Raw genomic sequence first — 16,197 nt, forward strand, 5'->3', positions numbered from 1 at the left:
CATGGCCGGCGCCGACCCGACGCCCGCCTCCGCCGCGCGCACGCGCTGGCGGCACTGGCGCGCGCGCATGCACGCCTGGACCCGGCCGCGCCGGCCCGAGGCCTTGCCGGCGCAGTTCGACCGCCGCCGCATCTACGTGCTGCCGACCGGCTTCGGCGCGTTCTACGCCGCGTTGCTGACGGCGATGATCCTGGGCGCGCTCAACTACAACAACAACCCGGCGTTCCTGCTGGCACTGCTGCTCGGCGGCGCCGGCCTGGCCAGCCTGATCGCGGCGCAGTTGCAGTTGTCGGGCCTGCGCATCATCGCCGTGGACGCCGAGCCGGTGCCGGCCGGCAGCGCGATGCGGGTGCGCGTGCACGCGCGCGCCGCGCCGGACCGGGTGCGGCGCGGCCTGCTCGTGGACGACGGCCTCGCCGGCGAGATCGAGCCGGCGCGGCTGGACCTGGAACAAGGCGCGGGCGAAGCCGAACTGCGCATCGCCACCCACCGCCGCGGCTGGCTCGACGCGCCCAAGCTGCGGGTCTCGACCACCCGCCCGCTCGGGCTGGCGCGGGCCTGGTCGAACGTGTGGGCGGAAACGCCGCTGCTGGTCTACCCCGCGCCGGAAGCGCACGGGCCGCCGCTGCCGGTCGGCGGCGGCGATCAGACGGTCACCCGCCTGCATCCCAGCGGCGACGACGTCCACCACCTGCGCGGCTACCGCCTCGGCGACGCGCGCAGGGCGATCGCCTGGAAGCATTCGGCCCGGCGCGACCAGTTGCTGGTGCGCGAGTACGAACAACCGCTCGGCGCCGACATCGAACTGGACTGGCAGCGCCTGCACGGGCTGGGCCAGGAGGCGCGGATCGCGCGGCTGGCGCGCTGGGTCGACGAGGCCGAGCGCGACGGTTGCCGCTACCGCCTGAGCCTGCCCGGCCACCCCACGCTCGGCCCCGGCAACGGCGTCGCCCACCGTCACGCTTGCCTGCGCGCGCTGGCGCTGCTGCCGCATGCTTGAGTCCGCTTCCTTCGACAACGCAGCGACCGCTGCGGTGCGCGCCAAGCCCGTGGCCGTTCCTCTCGACCCCGGCGCGCGGCGCTGGGCGCTGCTGGCCGGCGCCAGCTGCCTGTTGCCGCTGCTGCTGCAATTGCCGCCGACCATCGCCGCGGTCATCGCCCTGGTCGGCCTCGGCGTCGGCGCGCTGTCGTGGCGGCGCGCGCAACCGGCGCTGCTGCGGCTGGTGCTGGTGATCGCGCTGGTCGGCACGGTGCTGGTGCTGGCGCGATTCTCGTTCGGCCGCGACACCGGCTGCGCGCTGCTGGCGGCGATGTTCGCGATCAAGCCGGCGGAGACCTACACCCTGCGCGACGCGCGCAGCCAGATCGGCTTCGGCCTGTTCGGGCCGTTCGCGACCTTCCTGCTCGACCAGGGGCCGCTGTCGCTGGTACTGGGCCTGGCCGCCTCGATCTTCGCCCTGGTCGCGCTGCAGCGCCTGGCCGAGATCGACACCCTGGCCGCGCCCGGCCAGCCGCGCGCGCCGGCGCCGCCGGTGCGCCAGCAGCTGTGGTCGGTGGCGCGGCTGATCGGCATCGGCCTGCCGCTGGCGCTGGCCGCGTTCTGGCTGTTCCCGCGCCTGGCCTCGCCGCTGTGGGGCGTGCCCGACCGCGCCCTCGCCCGCCCCGGCCTGTCCGACCGGATGGCGCCGGGCGAAATGGTCGAGCTGATGAACGACGAGACCGTGACCCTGCGCGCGCGCTTCAACGGCGACGCGCCGCCGACCTCGCAGATGTACTGGCGCGGGCCGGTGCTGTGGAACTTCGACGGCCGCACCTGGACCCAGGCCTGGTTCGGCGGGCTGCCGCCGGCGGGGTTCCAGGCCTCGGCCACGATCTGGGACTACGAACTGGAAGTGGAGCCGACCGACGACCGCCAGTTCGTCGCCCTCGACCTACCGCTGGGCGCGCCGGACAACGCGCGGCTGAGCTACGACTACGGCATCTACGCGCGCCGCCCGCTCAACGCGCTGACCCGCTGGCACCTGCGCTCCTCGCCGCCGCGCCGCTTCGAAACCGACCTGCGCGAAACCCTGCGCCGCGCCGCGCTGGACCTGCCCAGCGGCTACAACCCGCGCACCCTGGCGCTGGCGGCACAATGGCGGCGCGAGGCCGGCGACGACGACGCGGCCATCGCCCAGCGCGCGATGGACCTGTTCCACCGCGAGTTCGCCTACACCCTGGGCACGCCGCTGGCGGGCCGGCATTCGGTCGACGAATTCCTGTTCGAACAGAAGGCCGGCTTCTGCGAGCACTTCAGCTCCGCGTTCGTGGTGCTGATGCGCGCGGCCGGGGTGCCGGCGCGGGTGGTGACCGGCTATGCCGGCGGCTACTACAACCCGGTCGGCGGCTATTGGCTGGTGCGCCGCTCCGACGCCCACGCCTGGGCCGAGGTGTGGCTGCGCGGACGCGGCTGGACCCGCATGGACCCGACCGCCGCGGTCGCGCCCGAACGCATCTACGACACCCTGGCCGACCGCACGCCCGGCGCCGGCGGCCTGTTCGGCGGGATCGGCGCGGCCACGCCCTTGTTCAACCTCGGCGACTGGGCGCGGCGCGGCTGGAACGACTTCGTGCTCGGCTTCGACGCCAGCCGCCAGGAGCGGCTGCTGCAGCCGTTCGGCGTGGACCGGCTCGACGCCCCGCGCCTGATCGCGCTGTTCGTGCTGTTCGCCAGCCTCGCCGGCGCCTGGATGGTGTGGCTGAGCAGCCGCGGCGAACGCCAGCGCGATCCGGTCCTGCGCGCCTGGCATGCGCTGGGCCGGCGCTATCGCCGCCTGCGCCTGGAGCGCGCGCCGCACGAGCCGGCGCTGGCCTGGGCTGAACGTGTCGCAAAGGCGCGGCCGGATCTGGCCGCGGAGCTGCGCCGTCTCAGCCAAAATTTCAGCGATTGGCGGTACGCTGGCAACCAAGCCGGGCGGCGCGACGCCCGAGAACTGCGCAACGAACTGGTCCGGGCCCTACGCGCGCACCGCCCGGGCCGCACAGGAGAACCTCGATGAAGCTCCGTCTTGCCTTGTTAGCCGCCGGCGTCGCGCTGCTCAGCGCCTGCGTCTCGGCGCCCCAACCCCTGCAGGGGACGTTCACTGCGATCACCCCGTCCGATGCGGCCTCCCGCGACGCCACCGGCTCGCTGGTGCGCTGGGGCGGCCGCGTCGTCAACGTCGAACCGCAGTCCAACCGCACGTGCTTCGAGATGATCTCGACCCGCCTGGGCGACACCGGCCGGCCGTACTGGGCCAGCGACGACACCGGCGGCCGTTTCCTCGCCTGCCGCACCGGTTTCTACGACCCGGCGCTGTTCGAGAAGAACCGCGAAGTGACCTTCACCGGCCGCATCGCCGGCTACGAGTCGCGCCGCATCGGCGAGTACGACTACCGCTTCCCCAAGCTCGATGCCGAAGTCGTGTACCTGTGGCCGGTGCGCCAGCAGGTCGACGTGATCGAACGCCCGGCGCCGTGGCCGTGGTGGGGCTGGTGGTAACACCGGCGCGCAGCGCAGGCTGCGCGGCCCGGATGCGACGAAGGCGCCTCGCGGCGCCTTCGTGCGTTTGGGGACGGCGAAAAACCGCTGCGCTCAGCGCGGCGTGCCGAAGCGGCCGAGGTGGTCGCCGGCGAGCAGATGCAGGTGCAGCTGGAACACGGTCTGGCCGCCATGTTCGTTGCAGTTCATGACCACGCGGTAGCCGTCCTCGGCGAAGCCCTCGCGCTTGGCGTACTGCGCCGCCGCGTAGGCGAGCTTGCCGACCACCGCCGCCTGCTCGGGCTGCAGTTCGTTGAGCGTGGCGATCGGCGTCTTCGGCACGAACAGCACGTGCACCGGCGCCTGCGGGGCGATGTCGCGGAACGCGATCAGCTCGTCGTCTTCATAGACGATGTCGGCCGGCAGTTCGCGGCGGATGATCTTGCCGAAGATGGTCGGGTCGGTCATGGCGTTGGGATCGGGGAGTGAGGACCGGGAGGATCGTAGCAGTGCGGCGCGACCGGCAGGCTTCGCGCTCGCCGAACGGCCACCGCAGTCGCGAAACCGCCGTTCGCCGCGGCCGTCGCTGCGCTTGTCCCGCAGCCCTCAGCTCACTTCCGTGCGGCTGCCGAACGCATGCGACAAGGTGCCTCGGTCGACGTATTCCAGCTCGCCGCCGAGCGGCACGCCGTGGGCCAGGCGGCTGGGCTTGACCCCGTGCTGGCGCGCCAACTGCGCCAGATAGTGCGCGGTGGCCTCGCCCTCGACGGTGGGATTGGTGGCAATGATCAGCTCCTGCACCTCGCCCTCGCCTAGGCGCGCGGCTAGGCTGTCCAGGCCGAGCTCGCGCGGGCCGATGCCGTCCAGCGGGCTGAGCCGGCCTTGCAGCACGAAGTACAGGCCGCGGTAGCCGGTGGCCTGCTCGATCGCCAGCCGGTCGGCCGGCGATTCCACCGCGCACAGCAGATGCGCGTCGCGCGAGGCGCTGGCGCAGGTCGGACAGACCTCGCTTTCGCTGAAGTCGCGGCAGCGCACGCAGTGGCCGATTTTCTCGATCGCCTCGCTCAGCGCCTGGGCCAGGCGCTGGCCGCCGCTGCGCTCGCGCTCGAGCAAATGGTAGGCCATGCGCTGGGCCGATTTCTGGCCCACGCCGGGCAGCACCCGCAGCGCGTCGATCAGTTGTTCGAGCAGGGCGCTGCTCATGCGCGCGCCCCGCCCGCGGCGGCGACGGCGCTCACTCGGAGGGGGTGAAGTTGCTGCGCGCGGTCGGCTCGCGGTTCATCGAGCGCACCACGTTGAGCACGACGATGGCGCCGAGCAGCGGCAGCAGCCAGACCATCGCGGATTGGATGCCCTTCTGCGCGCCGGTCAGATCCGGCTCGCGCCAGACCGCCCAGGTGGCGTACAGGTCCAGGCCGAACAGGCCGGCCGCGACCAGCGCGGCGGTGATACCGATATGGAAGCCCATGGGATTGGTCTCGCTTGGCTCAGAACGGCAGCTTCATGCCCGGCGGCATCGGCATGCCGGCGGTGGCCGCCGACATCTTCGCCTGCGACTCGGCGTTGATCTTGTTGACCGCATCGTTGAACGCCGCGGCGATCAGGTCTTCGACCATTTCCTGGTCCGACAGCACGCTGGGATCGATGCGGACCTTGCGGCACTCCATGCGGCCGGTGACGGTGATGCTGACCATGCCGCCGCCGGCGCTGCCGGTGACTTCGATCTTGGCCAGTTCTTCCTGGGCGCGCTGCACGTTTTCCTGCATCTTCTGCGCTTGTTGCATGAGTTGGGCGATGTTGCCGCGCATGGTGGTGGTCCTGCTGTGTCGTGAAGAAAGGGGTGGCCGGGCGGGCCCGGGGCGGGCCGGACTTTGGCCGGGCCGGGCGCCGCCAGTGAAGCACGGCGCGATGTCGGTTCAGGTGTTGGGCCGGCAGCGGCCGCGCGCAAGGGGCGGCCGCGCGGCCCGCTCAGGGTTCGTCGAAGGGGCGGATCGAATCGGGCACGACCTTGGCGCCGTATTGCTCGATCAGGCGGCGCACGTCGGGATCGTTCATGAACATGTCCTCGGCCCGCGCCTGGCGCTCGTCGCGCGCGCGCAGGTTGCGCTCGTGCACCGACTCGCCGTTGCCGGCCGCACCGGCCGGCGCGGCTTCGAAGCGGATCTGCGGCGCCGCGCCCAGGCGCGCGGCCAGGGCGTCGGCGACCAGCTTGATCAGCGCCGGCGCCTTGAGGTGCTCGTCGTTGGGGCCCAGCGCCAGGGTCAGCACGCCGTCGGCGTAGCCGAGGAAGGCGGCGTGCTCGGCCAGGATCCGGGCCGGGCCGCGCAGGCCGCTGCTGTCGATCAGGGCGTGCCAGGCGCTGTCGTCGGCGATGCCGGCGCCGGCCGCGGCGGCGCGCGCGGGCATGGTGATCGGCTCGGCCGCGGCGAGGATGTCCTCGCGCGCGGGCGGCGCCGGCCGCGCGGGCTCGGCGGCGCGCGGCGTGGGCGCATCGCGCGGATCGTCTTCGAACAGCGGGCCGCGCGCGGACGAGGGGGCGGCGACGCTGTCGGCGTCGCGCGGATCGTCTTCGAACGGGTTGGCGCGGGCGGGCGTCGCGGGCTTCGGCTCGGCGTTCGGCGCGGCATCGCGCGGGGCGTCTTCGAACGGATTGGCGCGGGCCGGCGTTGCGGGTTTCGGCGCGGCGTTGGTCGCGGCCTCGCGTGGGGCGTCTTCGAACGGATTGGCGCGGGCCGACGTTGCGGGCTTCGACGCAGCGTTCGGCGTGGCCTCGTGCGGATCGTCCTCGAACGGATTAGCGCGGGCCGGCGTTGCAGGCTTCGGCGCGGCGTTCGGCGCGGCATCGCGTGGAGCGTCTTCGAATGGATTAGCGCGGGCCGGTGTTGCGGGCTTCGGCGTAGCGTTCGGCGCGGCATCGCGCGGGGCGTCTTCGAACGGATTGGCGCGGGCCGGCGTTGCGGGCTTCGACGCGACGTTCGGCGCGGCCTCGCGCGGAGCGTCTTCGAACGGATTGGCGCGAACCGGTGCAGCAGGCTTCGGCGCTGCGCTCGTCGTCACATCGCGCGGATCGTCTGCGAACGGATTGACGAGGGCCGCAGCCGCGGGCTTCGCCGCCGCTTCGCGCACCGGCGCGGGCGGTTGCGGCGCGGCCGGCGCCGGCGCCCACGGCGGCGTGTCGTCGCGGTCTTGAATCGAGGCGTCTTGAACGCGCGCGTCGGTGCGGTACACCGCCGGCGTCTCGCGCACCGCCAGCGGCACGCGCGCTTCGGGCGTCGGCGCCGGAGTCTGTGCGGATGCCGATGCCGATGCCGATGCAGCCGCCGTAGCCGAAGCGCCCATCTCGCGCATCGCCGCAGCCGCCTGCGCAGCGGCGCCGGCGCTGCGCGCCGATTCGCCGCGGCTGCCAGAACCCGACGGCGGCGGCGCGTCGCCGCCCGCACCGGGACGGAACGCGAGCATGCGCAGCACGATCATCTCGAAGCCGGCGCGCGGGCTCGGCGCCAGCGGCAGGTCGCGACGCCCGCTCAAGCCCATCTGGTACCACAGCTGCACCAGTTCCGGCCGCAGCTGCGCGGCCAGGCCGTCGACGTCGACGCCGTCGGCCTCCACCGCCGCCTCGGGCACCAGCTGGCGCACCTGGATGCGGTGCAAGGCATCGCCGAGCGATTCCAGCACATTGCCCCAATCGGGCGAGAACTCGGCCAGGGTCGCCACCTCGTCGAGCAGGCGGCGGCCGTCGCCGTCGGCCAGCGCCGACAGCACCGCGCCGACGCGGGTGCGGTCGACCGAACCGAGCATCGCCGCGACCGCCGCGCCCGGCAGCGGCTGCTCGCCGCCGACGCCGTCGGCGCTGCCCGCGCCGCTGTAGGCGATGGCCTGATCGAGCAACGACAAACCGTCGCGCAGGCTGCCGTCGGCGGCCTTGGCCAGCTGGCGGATCGCCGATTCCTCGGCGGGAATGCTTTCGGCGGCCAGGATCCGGGTCATCTGCCCGGCGATCTGCTGCTCGTCCAGGCGCTTGAGGTTGAACTGCAGACAGCGCGACAGCACCGTCACCGGCAGTTTCTGCGGGTCGGTGGTGGCGAGCAGGAACTTGACGTGCCCCGGCGGCTCTTCCAGCGTCTTGAGCAAAGCGTTGAAGGCCGACTTGGACAGCATGTGGACTTCGTCGATCAGGTAGACCTTGACCCGTCCGCGGCTGGGCATGTACTGCGCGTTGTCGATCACCTCGCGCACGTCGTCCACGCCGGTGTTGCTGGCCGCGTCGATCTCCAGCAGGTCGATGAAGCGGCCGGCGTCGATGTCGCGGCAGGCGTTGCACTCGCCGCAAGGATCGGCCGAGGTGCCGCGCTCGCAGTTGAGCGACTTGGCGAAGATGCGCGCGATCGTGGTCTTGCCGACGCCGCGGGTGCCGGTGAACAGGAAGGCGTGGTGCACGCGTCCGGTGCTCAGCGCATTGGTCAGCGCGCGCACCACGTGCTCCTGCCCGACCAGTTCGGCGAAACGCTTGGGGCGCCATTTGCGGGCGAGGACGAGATAGGACATCGGATCCTTGGACTCGGTTGGACGGGGGAGCGGCGCGCGGCCATCGGGCCGCCGCGGGCGCCGGCGACGCAGCCGGCGCGCCGGCCGACGGCGCGACGCGCGCGGACCGGCCCTGCATTGTGCCATGGCCCACCCCCGCTCCCCAGGGCGAGGCGAGGCCGGGCCCGTCGCGGCCCGCGCGAGCGCGGCCGCCCCCCACTCGACGCGCGCGCAGCGATATCGGCCGGGGCGATGCCGCTCGCCCTCGGCAGCTTGTCCCGCGCCGCCGCGCCGGCTAGAATCCCTGGCCCTGCACGGCCCGCCCACGGCGGCCGGACAGTTCCGGAGAGGTGTCCGAGTGGTTGAAGGAGCACGCCTGGAAAGTGTGTAAGCGTCTAAACCGCGCTTCGGGGGTTCGAATCCCCCTCTCTCCGCCAGATCGCGAAAAGCCCCTGGGATTCCCAGGGGCTTTTTGTTTGCGGCGCGAACACGTGTGCGCGCGCCTTAGGACGCCACCTGCGTCCACTCCTCGTCCCCGCTGACCCGCCCGCGCCCATTGCGCTTGCTCGCATACAACGCGCTGTCGGCGCGCTTGAGCAGTTCCACCGCCGGCTCGCCGGCGCGCAACTGGGCCACGCCCAGGCTCAGGTCGATGTCGATCAGGGCGCCGTCGATCGCGAACGGGCTGGCGACGATCGCCTGGCGCAACTGGTCGGCCAGGCGCAGCGCCTCGACGAGCGCGGTGTTGGGCAACAGCAGCACCATTTCGTCGCCGCCGTAGCGGCCCAGGCAGTCGTCGGCGCGCAGGCGGTTGCCGACGCGCTTGGCGACGATGCGCAGCACTTCGTCGCCGATCGCGTGGCCGTAGGCGTCGTTGACCAGCTTGAACCGGTCCACGTCGATGAACGCCGCGCACAGCGGGCGGCCGCTGGCGTGCGCGCCGGCGACGGCGGTCGCCAGCGCGTCCTCGAACGCGGGCCGGGCCAGCACGCCGGTCAGGCCGTCGTAGGCCGCGCGCTGGCGCGCGGAGTCGCGGTCGCGGCTGAGCTGGCGCACGGCGCTGCGCAGGATCGCGCCGTGCTGATGGGTGAAGCCCCACAGCAGCGCGAGCCCGCCGAAGGTCACCGTCCAGGGATAAGCGAAGTGCAACCACTCGTAGTTCGGCCACCACTTCGCCTGGCCGCCGATGCGGACCACCAGCACCGCCATCAACGGCGCCCACGCCGCGAGCAGGATGAACGCCTCCGGCCGGCGCTCGCCGATCGCGCGCACGCAGGCCAGCACGATCGTGGCGATGACGATCAGCAGCACGCCGTTGCCGAAGAACGAGGTCCACGGCCAGACGTGGAACACCGATACCACCAGCAGCGTGCCGAGCACCGCGCTGCAGGCGTCGAGCGCGCGGGTGACGCGCGGCTGGGTCGCCGGCAGGTCGAGGAAGAAGCGCAGGAAGCGCACGCTCGCCAACACTGCGGCGGTGTTGAGCAGGATCGCGGTGCGGCGGTCGGTGGCGATCGCCGACAGCCACGGATTGGCGCGGAAGTCGCCGCCTTCGATCGCCAGGGTGATGACCTGGGTCAGCAGGGTCGCGGCCAGGTAGCTGTAGCCGCGCTGGCGCAGCGAAATCGAAAAACCGATCGACAGCAGCGCGACCACGCCCAGCGCGGTCAGGAAGAAGGTGCGCATGCGGTTGTAGGCGCCGTCGCGGGCATAGACCGCGGCCAAGGGCTCGATCGACAAAGTGGAGACGACGTTGGAGCTGGAGCGGATCCGCAGGTACACCGATTCGCCCGCGCGCAGGCCCTGCGGCAGCGGCACCACGTGCGACAGCGCGGAATGGCTCAGGTCGCTGTCGGGGCCGTACAGCGCGCGGCGCACGCCGAAGCTGTCGCCGGGGCGCCAGACTTCCAGGCGCTTGAGGAACGGGTGCGACATGACCAGTTGCGGCGAGTCGCCCGGGTCGATGTCGCGCAGCGCGGTCAGGCGCCACCAGCGCGCCTGCCGACCGCGCACCAGGATCGAAGCGCCCGGCACGGCATGGAACAGCGTCTGCGCCTGCGGTGAGCGCACGAACTGGTAGGACTGGTCCGGCACGTCCGCCGGCAGCAGGGCCAGTTCGAACGGCACCGCAGGCTGCGCGCCCAGCGCCGGCCACGGCGCCAGAGCGCACGCCAGCAGCCACACGACGATGCGCAACGCTCGGGCCATACGACGATCCATGGGCTCTCCCCGCCTTATCCGGCGAGGATAGCGTCGCCGACGGCGAACGTCGCCGAAAATCCGAGCGCCGAACGCGCGGCTGCCGCAGATACGCACGCGCAAACCCCAGCGCGCGCCGCTCGTCGCCGCGCGAGCGGCGCGGGCATTTTGCGCGCGCCGACGCGCCGAATCACGGCGATGTCCGGCCGGCGCTTCACATCCGCCCGGTCGCCAACGCCTTGGCCCAGTCCGGCCGGCCGTTGCGCTCGGCCAACGCGGCGGCGGCGTTCCAGTCGTACTCGACTTGCAGCAACTGCGCGTCCCAGCCGTCCGCGCCGCGCTCGACGATGGCGTAGCGCGCGTGCGGGCTGGCGTTCTCGACTTTGTGCGGATGCGGCCGCTCGCTGGCATAGGCCTGCAGGCCGACGCTGCCGGGATTGACGATCAGGCGCCCGTCGGCGAGCCGCGCGATGCGCGGCGTGTGGGTGTGCCCGCACAGGATCAGCCGCGCATCGCTGGCGCCGGCGCGCGCGTCGACCTCCTGCGCGGTGGCCGCGCGGATGCCGTCGGCGTCGATGGTTTCCAGCAGCGGTTCCAGATCGCTGGCCGGCGTGCCGTGGACCATCAGCACCTCGCCCAGGCGCCGGCTCGGCGGCAACGACTGCAGCCATTGGCGCTGGTCGGGGCGAAGGTCCGCGGCGGCGTAGCGATCGGATTCGCCCATGCCCTCGGGCGGGTCGTACAGCACCTGGCGCTCGTGGTTGCCGGCGATGGTCGGCCAGTCCAGTTCGATCAGGCGGTCGCAGGTTTCGCCCGGCCGCAGCGGGCCGGACAGCAGGTCGCCCAGATCGAGCACCTGCTCGATGCCGCGCCCGCCCAGGTCGGCCAGCACCGCTTCGAGCGCGGCGAGGTTGCCGTGGATATCGGAGACGACAGCGATGCGCATGCGCGGATCATAAGCGTTCGCGCCGCGGCGGTTCGCGACGGCAGTCCACCGCCGCGCCGGCGCGGCGCAACCGCGCACCAGGCGCTCGCGCGGCCGGCAAGCCCGCCGGCGCCGGCCCGGCGCCGGCGGTTTGCGCCGCGGCCCCGCTTTCAGGCAGAATGCCGCCCCTCCGGCAGCGATCCGTCCGCCCAGTGCGAATCGGTCCTCACTGCCGCGACAGTTCTATGGTGGCCCCGTTGGCGCCTCCGCGACGATAGATCGAAAATCCCGCCAGGGCCGGAAGGCAGCAACGGTATCGGTCGATTCGGGCGCCGGAGTCACGCTTGCGGGGCCGCCGCCTTTTTGCGGGTCGGAAACTCCGCGCGGCGAAGACGCTCGCGCCGGCTCTCTCCTGCACACGAAACAGAAAGCCGACGCCTCCGCGTGCAGGCAGCAACTCCGCGAAGCCCCGCTCCCGCTGGCGGGAGCGGGGTTGGGGTGAGGGCCCGCCCCTACGGCGCCACCACCGCCACCGCATCCGGCTCGCGCCCGGTCTTCCAGTACGCCACCGGCTTCCAGCTCGCGCGGTCGATCACCGCGATCTCGTCGCCGCCGCTGATCGCCACATACACCCGCGGCCGCGCCAGATCGGCGACCACGCCGATCGGCAACGCCGCGCGGCCCAGCATGGTGTCGCGATACTCCTTGCCCTCGCGGCTCAAAGCCACCGTCGCCAGCGGCCGCTTGCGTTGCGCGTCGAACACCGACAGCGTCGCCGCGCGCGCGTTGCTGACCAGGGCCTGGCGGCCGTCGGCGGTGAACGCGACCCGGATCGGAAACCCAGGGCTCGGCAAGGTGCGCAGGATCGCCAGGCTCTGCGGCTGGTGCACGGTCACCGTGCCGGCCTCTCGATTGGTCACCCAGACCTCGCCGCCGCCCGGCCGCACCGCGACGCCCTCGGCGCCCTTGCCCGCATCGACTTCGTCGGTCTTGCGATTGCCGACCAGATCGATCCGACTGACCGTGCCGCGGTCGACCTTGGTGACGTAGGCGCTCTTGCCGTCGCCGGCGACCGCGACCATGTGGCCCTTGCCCGCGCCGAGCGCAATCTCGGCGACGATCTTGCCGCGCGCCACGTCGATCCGCAGCAGATGCTGCGAGGCCTCGGTGGTGGCCAAGGCCTCGCGCCCGCCGGGCAGGAAGCGCAGCCCGTGCGGGCGGCCGTGGCGGCCGAGGTCGACGATCCGCGGCGGCGCTTTGCCGCGCAGATCGAGCACGCTCAAGGTGTTGCCGGCGCTGTCGCTGCCGTAGTTGGCGACCAGCGCGGTGCGGCCATCGGGCGCGACCACGATCTCGTGCGGCGCCTTGCCGGTCGCGAATTCGCCGAGCTTGCGGCCGTCGTCCAGCGACAAACGCCAGACGGTGTCGGCGGATTTGTTGCCGACCAACAGCTCGCCGGCCGCCGCCGGAAGCGCAGCGCACAACAGCAAGGGCAAACACAGCGAACGCAGGCGCATGGCGGCGTTTCCTCGATCCGGTCCGGTGTCCGACGCTACCGGATCGCGATGACGCGGGCATGTGCCTTGGGGTTCGCGCGGGTCGATGTATGTCGCGGCGGGCACGAAAGCGTCGGGACTGAAGTCCCTCCCACAAAAGCCGTCGCGGGCAGAATCCAGTCCTGGGTCTCGGGAAGAACCCAGTCCTGGAACGTCTTTGGGAAATCCCCTGATACCGACGCTTTTGTAGAAGCGAATTCAGTCCCGGTTTTTTGCGGGAGGGACTTCGCTGTTGTGGCAGGGACTTCGCTTTTGTAGGAGGGACTCTGCTTTTGTGGGAGGGACTTCAGTCCCGACGCGGTCCTCTCCGACCCGGCTCAACCCGCCGCCGGCAACTCCGGATGCAACCAATCCGCCGCGCCGTCCGCATAGCGCTCGTGCTTCCAGATCGGCACCCGCGCCTTGGTCTCATCGATGATGTAGCGGCAGGCCGCGAACGCCGCATCGCGATGCGCCGCGCTCACCCCCACCCACACCGCCAGTTCGCCGATGGCCAGGTCGCCGACGCGGTGCACGCAGCGCGCGTCGACGACCGCGAAGCGCTCCAGCGCTTCGGCCAGCACCTTCTCGCCTTCGCTGAGCGCCAGTTCCGCATAGCTCTCGTAGCGCAGCCCGAGCACGGCGCGGCCGGCGTGATGGTCGCGCACCCAGCCTTCGAAGCTCGCATACGCGCCGGCCTGCGCGCTGAGCAGCGCCGCGCGCAGCGGCGCGAGCTCGAACGCGGTGTCGGACAAGGCGAACCGCGACGTCGATGCTTCCGCTTGCGTCATCGCTCAGCCTCCCGACACCGGCGGAATGAAGGCGACTTCGCTGCCTGCGCGCGGCGCCTCGTCCCAGCGCGCGAACGCGCCGTCCACGGCGACGCGCAAGCGCTCGACCGGCAGGACGAAGCCGTGGCGTTCGCGCAAGATCTCGTACAAGCCGCGCAAGTCGCGCGCATCGGCCTCGACCGACTCGCTGGCGGTGCCGGCGGCATCGCGCAGGCTGGCGAAATACAGTACGGTCAGCCGGCTCATGCGCCCTGCCCCGCGACGCCGAAGTCGCGCTTGCCGCCGCGCTTACCCACCAACTGGGCCGGCCCGATGACGATGGCGTGCGACAGCGCCTTGCACATGTCGTAGACGGTCAGCGCCGCGACAGTGGCGCCGGTCAGCGCCTCCATCTCCACGCCGGTGCGGTGGGTGGTGCGCACTTCGCATTCGATCGACAGCGCGGTGTCGCTCGCCCATTCCACGTCGAACCGGCAGCCGTCGATCGGCAGCGGATGGCAGAACGGAATCAGCTCGTGAGTGCGCTTGACCGCCATGGTGCCTGCGACGATGGCGGTATCGATCACCGCGCCCTTCTTGCTCTTCATGCCGCCGGCGCGCAATTGCGCGGCCAGCGCGGCGGGAAAGCGCACCCGGCAGCGCGCCACCGCGGCGCGCGCGGTGACCGGCTTGGCGCTCACGTCGACCATCGCCGGACGGCCGTCGCGGTCGAGGTGGGTCAGGGTCGCGGCGGCGTTGGCCTTGGTGTTCCTTGCGACGGTGGTTGGCTTGGCTTTCAAATCGCCGGACTCCAGTGCGATGCGTACCCGGGCTCGGCCGGTACGCACGAAAAATGCAAGACGCGCCATAGCTCGGGTCGAACCCGCGGCGGCGACAACCGCATGATAAGCAGATCGGCCGCGCCGCTCGCCGCCACGGCCGCTCAACCGCCGATCAGGAACATCTCCACGTGCCGCTTCGGCCGCGGCGCGTCGGCTGCGCGCAGTTCGCTGTAGCGGTCGTTGCGGCCGCTCCACAGCGCGGCCACGCGCTCGGTCAGCGCGTTTTCGCCCTGCGCCAGCGCGCCGCGCAGGTCGCTGCCGGCGGCGGCGAACAAACAGGTGTACAGCTGGCCGTCGGCCGATACCCGCGCGCGGTGGCAGTCGCCGCAGAACGGCGCGCTGATCGAGGACACGAAGCCGACTTCGCCGGCGCCGTCGCGGTAGGCGTAGCGCGAGGCGACTTCGCCGCGATATTGCGCGTCCAGCGCGCGCAGCGGCCAGCGCGCGTCGATGGCGTCGCGCAGCTCCTGCGAACTCACCACCCCGCGCGGATCCCAGCCGTTGCAGTTGCCCACGTCCATGTATTCGATGAAGCGCAGCACGTCGCCGCTGCCGCGGAACCGCTCGGCCAGCGGCAGCACCTGGTCTTCGTTGACGCCGCGCTGGACCACGCAGTTGATCTTCAGCGGCCCGAACCCGGCCGCGCGCGCGGCCTCGATGCCGGCCAGCACCTGCGCGACCTCGCCGCGGCCGCCGGACAGGCGCCGGAACAGGTCCGGGTCGAGCGCGTCCAGGCTCACCGTCAGCCGGCGCAGCCCGGCCTCGCGCAGCGCGCGCGCCTGCCGCGCCAGCAGCGAACCGTTGGTGGTCAGGGCCAGGTCGTCCAGGCCGTCGATCCGGCTCAGGCGCGCGATCAGCTCCGGCAGCCCCTTGCGCAACAGCGGCTCGCCGCCGGTCAGGCGCAGCTTGCGCACGCCGACGCGGACGAAGCCGCGCACCAGGGTTTCGATCTCGTCGAAGCTCAGGCGCGAGGCGGCGTCCAGACCGTAGTCGTCGGCCACGCGCTCGGCCGGCATGCAGTAGGGACAGCGGAAATTGCAGGCCTCGATCAGCGACAGCCTCAGGTCCCGCAACGGCCGGCCGCGGCGGTCGAGCGGACCGGGCGCGGCGAGCGGGATGAGGCGGTCGGCAGCGGCATTCACGAAGGCGGCACCTGTGCGGCAGTGGGGTCGGCCAGGTCGATGGCCTCGCCGGGCCTGCCGACACGATACCCCCGCGCGGCCAGCGCGTCGCCATCCTCGCGGCTGGCGTAGTGATACAGGACACAGCGGTTCAGCAGCGCCGGCGGGTATTCGCGCTCCAGGTCCTCGATGCCGCTGTGCGAGGGGTTGCCGTGCAGGGCGCAATCGTGCGCGATCAGTTCGCCGTCGTTGGCGAATTGGGCCAGCATTTCCGGGATCGGCCGGGTATCGCCAGTCCACACCGCGCTGCCGCGCAGGCGCAGGCCGAACGCGCTGTCGGGCCAGTGGTGGCGCACCGGGAATGCCTCCATGCGCAGGCCGCGGTGCCAGAAATGGCCGCTGACCGGCACCAGCTGGAACGCATCCCAGAAATTCACCCCGCCCTCGGCCAGCACGTTCGGGTAGTCGGCCACGCGCTGCTGCAGCAGCGGCACCAGCGGCGCGGGGATATATAGCCGCGGCAGCCGGCCGCGCCGGGCCTCGTCGAAATAATGGGCGACGAACAAACGCTCGAAGCCGGCGATGTGGTCCATGTGCGCGTGGGTCAGGAACACCGCCTCGGGCATGCGCCCGTAGTGCGCCAGGAACGCGGTCAGGCCCTCGCCGCCGCAATCGATGGTGAGCCAGGGCTCGCCGTCGCGCTCCAGCGTGGCCATCGCCGATCCCAGTTCCACCGCCGACGCATTGCCGACACCGTGCAGACGCAGCCGCCAAGTCATTCC

Annotated in this window: 16 protein-coding genes, 1 tRNA gene and 1 other RNA gene; 5 read left to right on the forward strand and 13 right to left on the reverse strand. The window is 72.1% G+C overall.

From position 1 onward, the window contains the following. The first annotated feature begins 67 nt into the window (after positions 1-67). Genes BLU84_RS13505 through BLU84_RS13515 form a run of 3 tightly spaced genes read left to right on the forward strand, consistent with a single transcriptional unit; the run spans position 68 to position 3,520 of the window. Complete coding sequence (locus BLU84_RS13505) at positions 68-1,000, forward strand: DUF58 domain-containing protein (protein ID WP_074867982.1); 933 nt, start codon at positions 68-70, stop codon at positions 998-1,000. Beyond that, the gene (locus BLU84_RS13510) at positions 993-3,038 is read left to right on the forward strand and encodes a transglutaminase TgpA family protein (protein WP_074867709.1); all 2,046 of its coding nucleotides are present in this window, start codon (positions 993-995) and stop codon (positions 3,036-3,038) included. The genes BLU84_RS13505 and BLU84_RS13510 overlap by 8 nt, the downstream gene beginning before the upstream one ends. After that, the gene (locus BLU84_RS13515; RefSeq protein ID WP_074867710.1) at positions 3,035-3,520 is read left to right on the forward strand and encodes a Slp family lipoprotein; all 486 of its coding nucleotides are present in this window, start codon (positions 3,035-3,037) and stop codon (positions 3,518-3,520) included. The genes BLU84_RS13510 and BLU84_RS13515 overlap by 4 nt, the downstream gene beginning before the upstream one ends. A 93-nt stretch (positions 3,521-3,613) precedes the next feature. Here the strand turns inward: BLU84_RS13515 and BLU84_RS13520 are convergent, their stop codons facing one another. From BLU84_RS13520 to dnaX, 5 genes are all read right to left on the reverse strand, one after another. Continuing rightward, entirely contained in the window at positions 3,614-3,967 is a 354-nt protein-coding gene (locus BLU84_RS13520; protein ID WP_074867713.1) for a histidine triad nucleotide-binding protein, read from the reverse strand. 138 nt (positions 3,968-4,105) lie between these two features. Beyond that, a complete protein-coding gene (recR, locus tag BLU84_RS13525; protein WP_074867715.1) occupies positions 4,106-4,702 on the reverse strand; it encodes a recombination mediator RecR in 597 nt (198 codons plus the stop codon). Between the two features lie 31 nt (positions 4,703-4,733). After that, complete coding sequence (locus BLU84_RS13530; protein ID WP_074867718.1) at positions 4,734-4,967, reverse strand: hypothetical protein; 234 nt, start codon at positions 4,965-4,967, stop codon at positions 4,734-4,736. A gap of 19 nt (positions 4,968-4,986) precedes the next feature. Then, complete coding sequence (locus BLU84_RS13535) at positions 4,987-5,307, reverse strand: YbaB/EbfC family nucleoid-associated protein (RefSeq protein ID WP_057946968.1); 321 nt, start codon at positions 5,305-5,307, stop codon at positions 4,987-4,989. Between the two features lie 160 nt (positions 5,308-5,467). Continuing rightward, a complete protein-coding gene (gene dnaX / locus BLU84_RS28670; protein ID WP_425479371.1) occupies positions 5,468-8,044 on the reverse strand; it encodes a DNA polymerase III subunit gamma/tau in 2,577 nt (858 codons plus the stop codon). Positions 8,045-8,367: 323 nt separating this feature from the next. Between dnaX and BLU84_RS13550 the strand changes: the two genes are divergently transcribed. Next, a tRNA-Ser gene (locus tag BLU84_RS13550) sits at positions 8,368-8,460 on the forward strand. 67 nt (positions 8,461-8,527) lie between these two features. On the opposite strand, the gene BLU84_RS13555 is transcribed toward BLU84_RS13550, so the two are convergent. After that, positions 8,528-10,231, reverse strand: coding sequence for a sensor domain-containing diguanylate cyclase (locus tag BLU84_RS13555; protein ID WP_170849166.1), 1,704 nt, complete (start codon positions 10,229-10,231; stop codon positions 8,528-8,530). Between the two features lie 205 nt (positions 10,232-10,436). Next, positions 10,437-11,168, reverse strand: coding sequence for a metallophosphoesterase family protein (locus tag BLU84_RS13560; protein ID WP_074867724.1), 732 nt, complete (start codon positions 11,166-11,168; stop codon positions 10,437-10,439). Between the two features lie 234 nt (positions 11,169-11,402). Between BLU84_RS13560 and ffs the strand changes: the two genes are divergently transcribed. Then, positions 11,403-11,499, forward strand: an RNA gene (gene ffs / locus BLU84_RS13565) — signal recognition particle sRNA small type. Between the two features lie 160 nt (positions 11,500-11,659). Here the strand turns inward: ffs and BLU84_RS13570 are convergent. From BLU84_RS13570 to BLU84_RS26520, 6 genes are all read right to left on the reverse strand, one after another. Then, on the reverse strand, positions 11,660-12,664 hold the full coding sequence (locus BLU84_RS13570; protein ID WP_074867727.1) for a YncE family protein: 1,005 nt from the start codon (positions 12,662-12,664) through the stop codon (positions 11,660-11,662). 356 nt (positions 12,665-13,020) lie between these two features. Beyond that, complete coding sequence (locus BLU84_RS13575; RefSeq protein ID WP_074867730.1) at positions 13,021-13,473, reverse strand: molybdenum cofactor biosynthesis protein MoaE; 453 nt, start codon at positions 13,471-13,473, stop codon at positions 13,021-13,023. Positions 13,474-13,476: 3 nt separating this feature from the next. After that, positions 13,477-13,719 (reverse strand): MoaD/ThiS family protein, encoded by a 243-nt coding sequence (locus BLU84_RS13580; RefSeq protein ID WP_074867733.1) that lies wholly within the window; start codon positions 13,717-13,719, stop codon positions 13,477-13,479. Next, complete coding sequence (gene moaC, locus BLU84_RS13585) at positions 13,716-14,252, reverse strand: cyclic pyranopterin monophosphate synthase MoaC (protein ID WP_074867736.1); 537 nt, start codon at positions 14,250-14,252, stop codon at positions 13,716-13,718. Before moaC ends, BLU84_RS13580 begins: the two co-directional genes overlap by 4 nt. 143 nt (positions 14,253-14,395) lie before the next feature. Further along, the gene (gene moaA, locus BLU84_RS26515) at positions 14,396-15,436 is read right to left on the reverse strand and encodes a GTP 3',8-cyclase MoaA (protein WP_074867740.1); all 1,041 of its coding nucleotides are present in this window, start codon (positions 15,434-15,436) and stop codon (positions 14,396-14,398) included. After that, complete coding sequence (locus BLU84_RS26520; RefSeq protein WP_074867744.1) at positions 15,433-16,194, reverse strand: MBL fold metallo-hydrolase; 762 nt, start codon at positions 16,192-16,194, stop codon at positions 15,433-15,435. The genes moaA and BLU84_RS26520 overlap by 4 nt, the downstream gene beginning before the upstream one ends. Positions 16,195-16,197: the final 3 nt, after the last annotated feature.

The sequence above is a fragment of the Lysobacter enzymogenes genome (genome assembly GCF_900106525.1).
In the GTDB taxonomy this organism is placed as follows: domain Bacteria; phylum Pseudomonadota; class Gammaproteobacteria; order Xanthomonadales; family Xanthomonadaceae; genus Lysobacter; species Lysobacter enzymogenes.

What these genes read in the sequence shown, in the direction of transcription:
- BLU84_RS13505 (WP_074867982.1), top strand. Translation starts at nt 68, where the DNA reads ATGCACGCCTGGACCCGGCCGCGCCGGCCCGAGGCCTTGCCGGCGCAG.
- BLU84_RS13510 (WP_074867709.1), top strand. Translation starts at nt 993, where the DNA reads ATGCTTGAGTCCGCTTCCTTCGACAACGCAGCGACCGCTGCGGTGCGC.
- BLU84_RS13515 (WP_074867710.1), top strand. Translation starts at nt 3,035, where the DNA reads ATGAAGCTCCGTCTTGCCTTGTTAGCCGCCGGCGTCGCGCTGCTCAGC.
- BLU84_RS13520 (WP_074867713.1), bottom strand. Translation starts at nt 3,967, where the DNA reads ATGACCGACCCGACCATCTTCGGCAAGATCATCCGCCGCGAACTGCCG.
- recR (WP_074867715.1), bottom strand. Translation starts at nt 4,702, where the DNA reads ATGAGCAGCGCCCTGCTCGAACAACTGATCGACGCGCTGCGGGTGCTG.
- BLU84_RS13530 (WP_074867718.1), bottom strand. Translation starts at nt 4,967, where the DNA reads ATGGGCTTCCATATCGGTATCACCGCCGCGCTGGTCGCGGCCGGCCTG.
- BLU84_RS13535 (WP_057946968.1), bottom strand. Translation starts at nt 5,307, where the DNA reads ATGCGCGGCAACATCGCCCAACTCATGCAACAAGCGCAGAAGATGCAG.
- dnaX (WP_425479371.1), bottom strand. Translation starts at nt 8,044, where the DNA reads ATGTCCTATCTCGTCCTCGCCCGCAAATGGCGCCCCAAGCGTTTCGCC.
- BLU84_RS13555 (WP_170849166.1), bottom strand. Translation starts at nt 10,231, where the DNA reads ATGGCCCGAGCGTTGCGCATCGTCGTGTGGCTGCTGGCGTGCGCTCTG.
- BLU84_RS13560 (WP_074867724.1), bottom strand. Translation starts at nt 11,168, where the DNA reads ATGCGCATCGCTGTCGTCTCCGATATCCACGGCAACCTCGCCGCGCTC.
- BLU84_RS13570 (WP_074867727.1), bottom strand. Translation starts at nt 12,664, where the DNA reads ATGCGCCTGCGTTCGCTGTGTTTGCCCTTGCTGTTGTGCGCTGCGCTT.
- BLU84_RS13575 (WP_074867730.1), bottom strand. Translation starts at nt 13,473, where the DNA reads ATGACGCAAGCGGAAGCATCGACGTCGCGGTTCGCCTTGTCCGACACC.
- BLU84_RS13580 (WP_074867733.1), bottom strand. Translation starts at nt 13,719, where the DNA reads ATGAGCCGGCTGACCGTACTGTATTTCGCCAGCCTGCGCGATGCCGCC.
- BLU84_RS26520 (WP_074867744.1), bottom strand. Translation starts at nt 16,194, where the DNA reads ATGACTTGGCGGCTGCGTCTGCACGGTGTCGGCAATGCGTCGGCGGTG.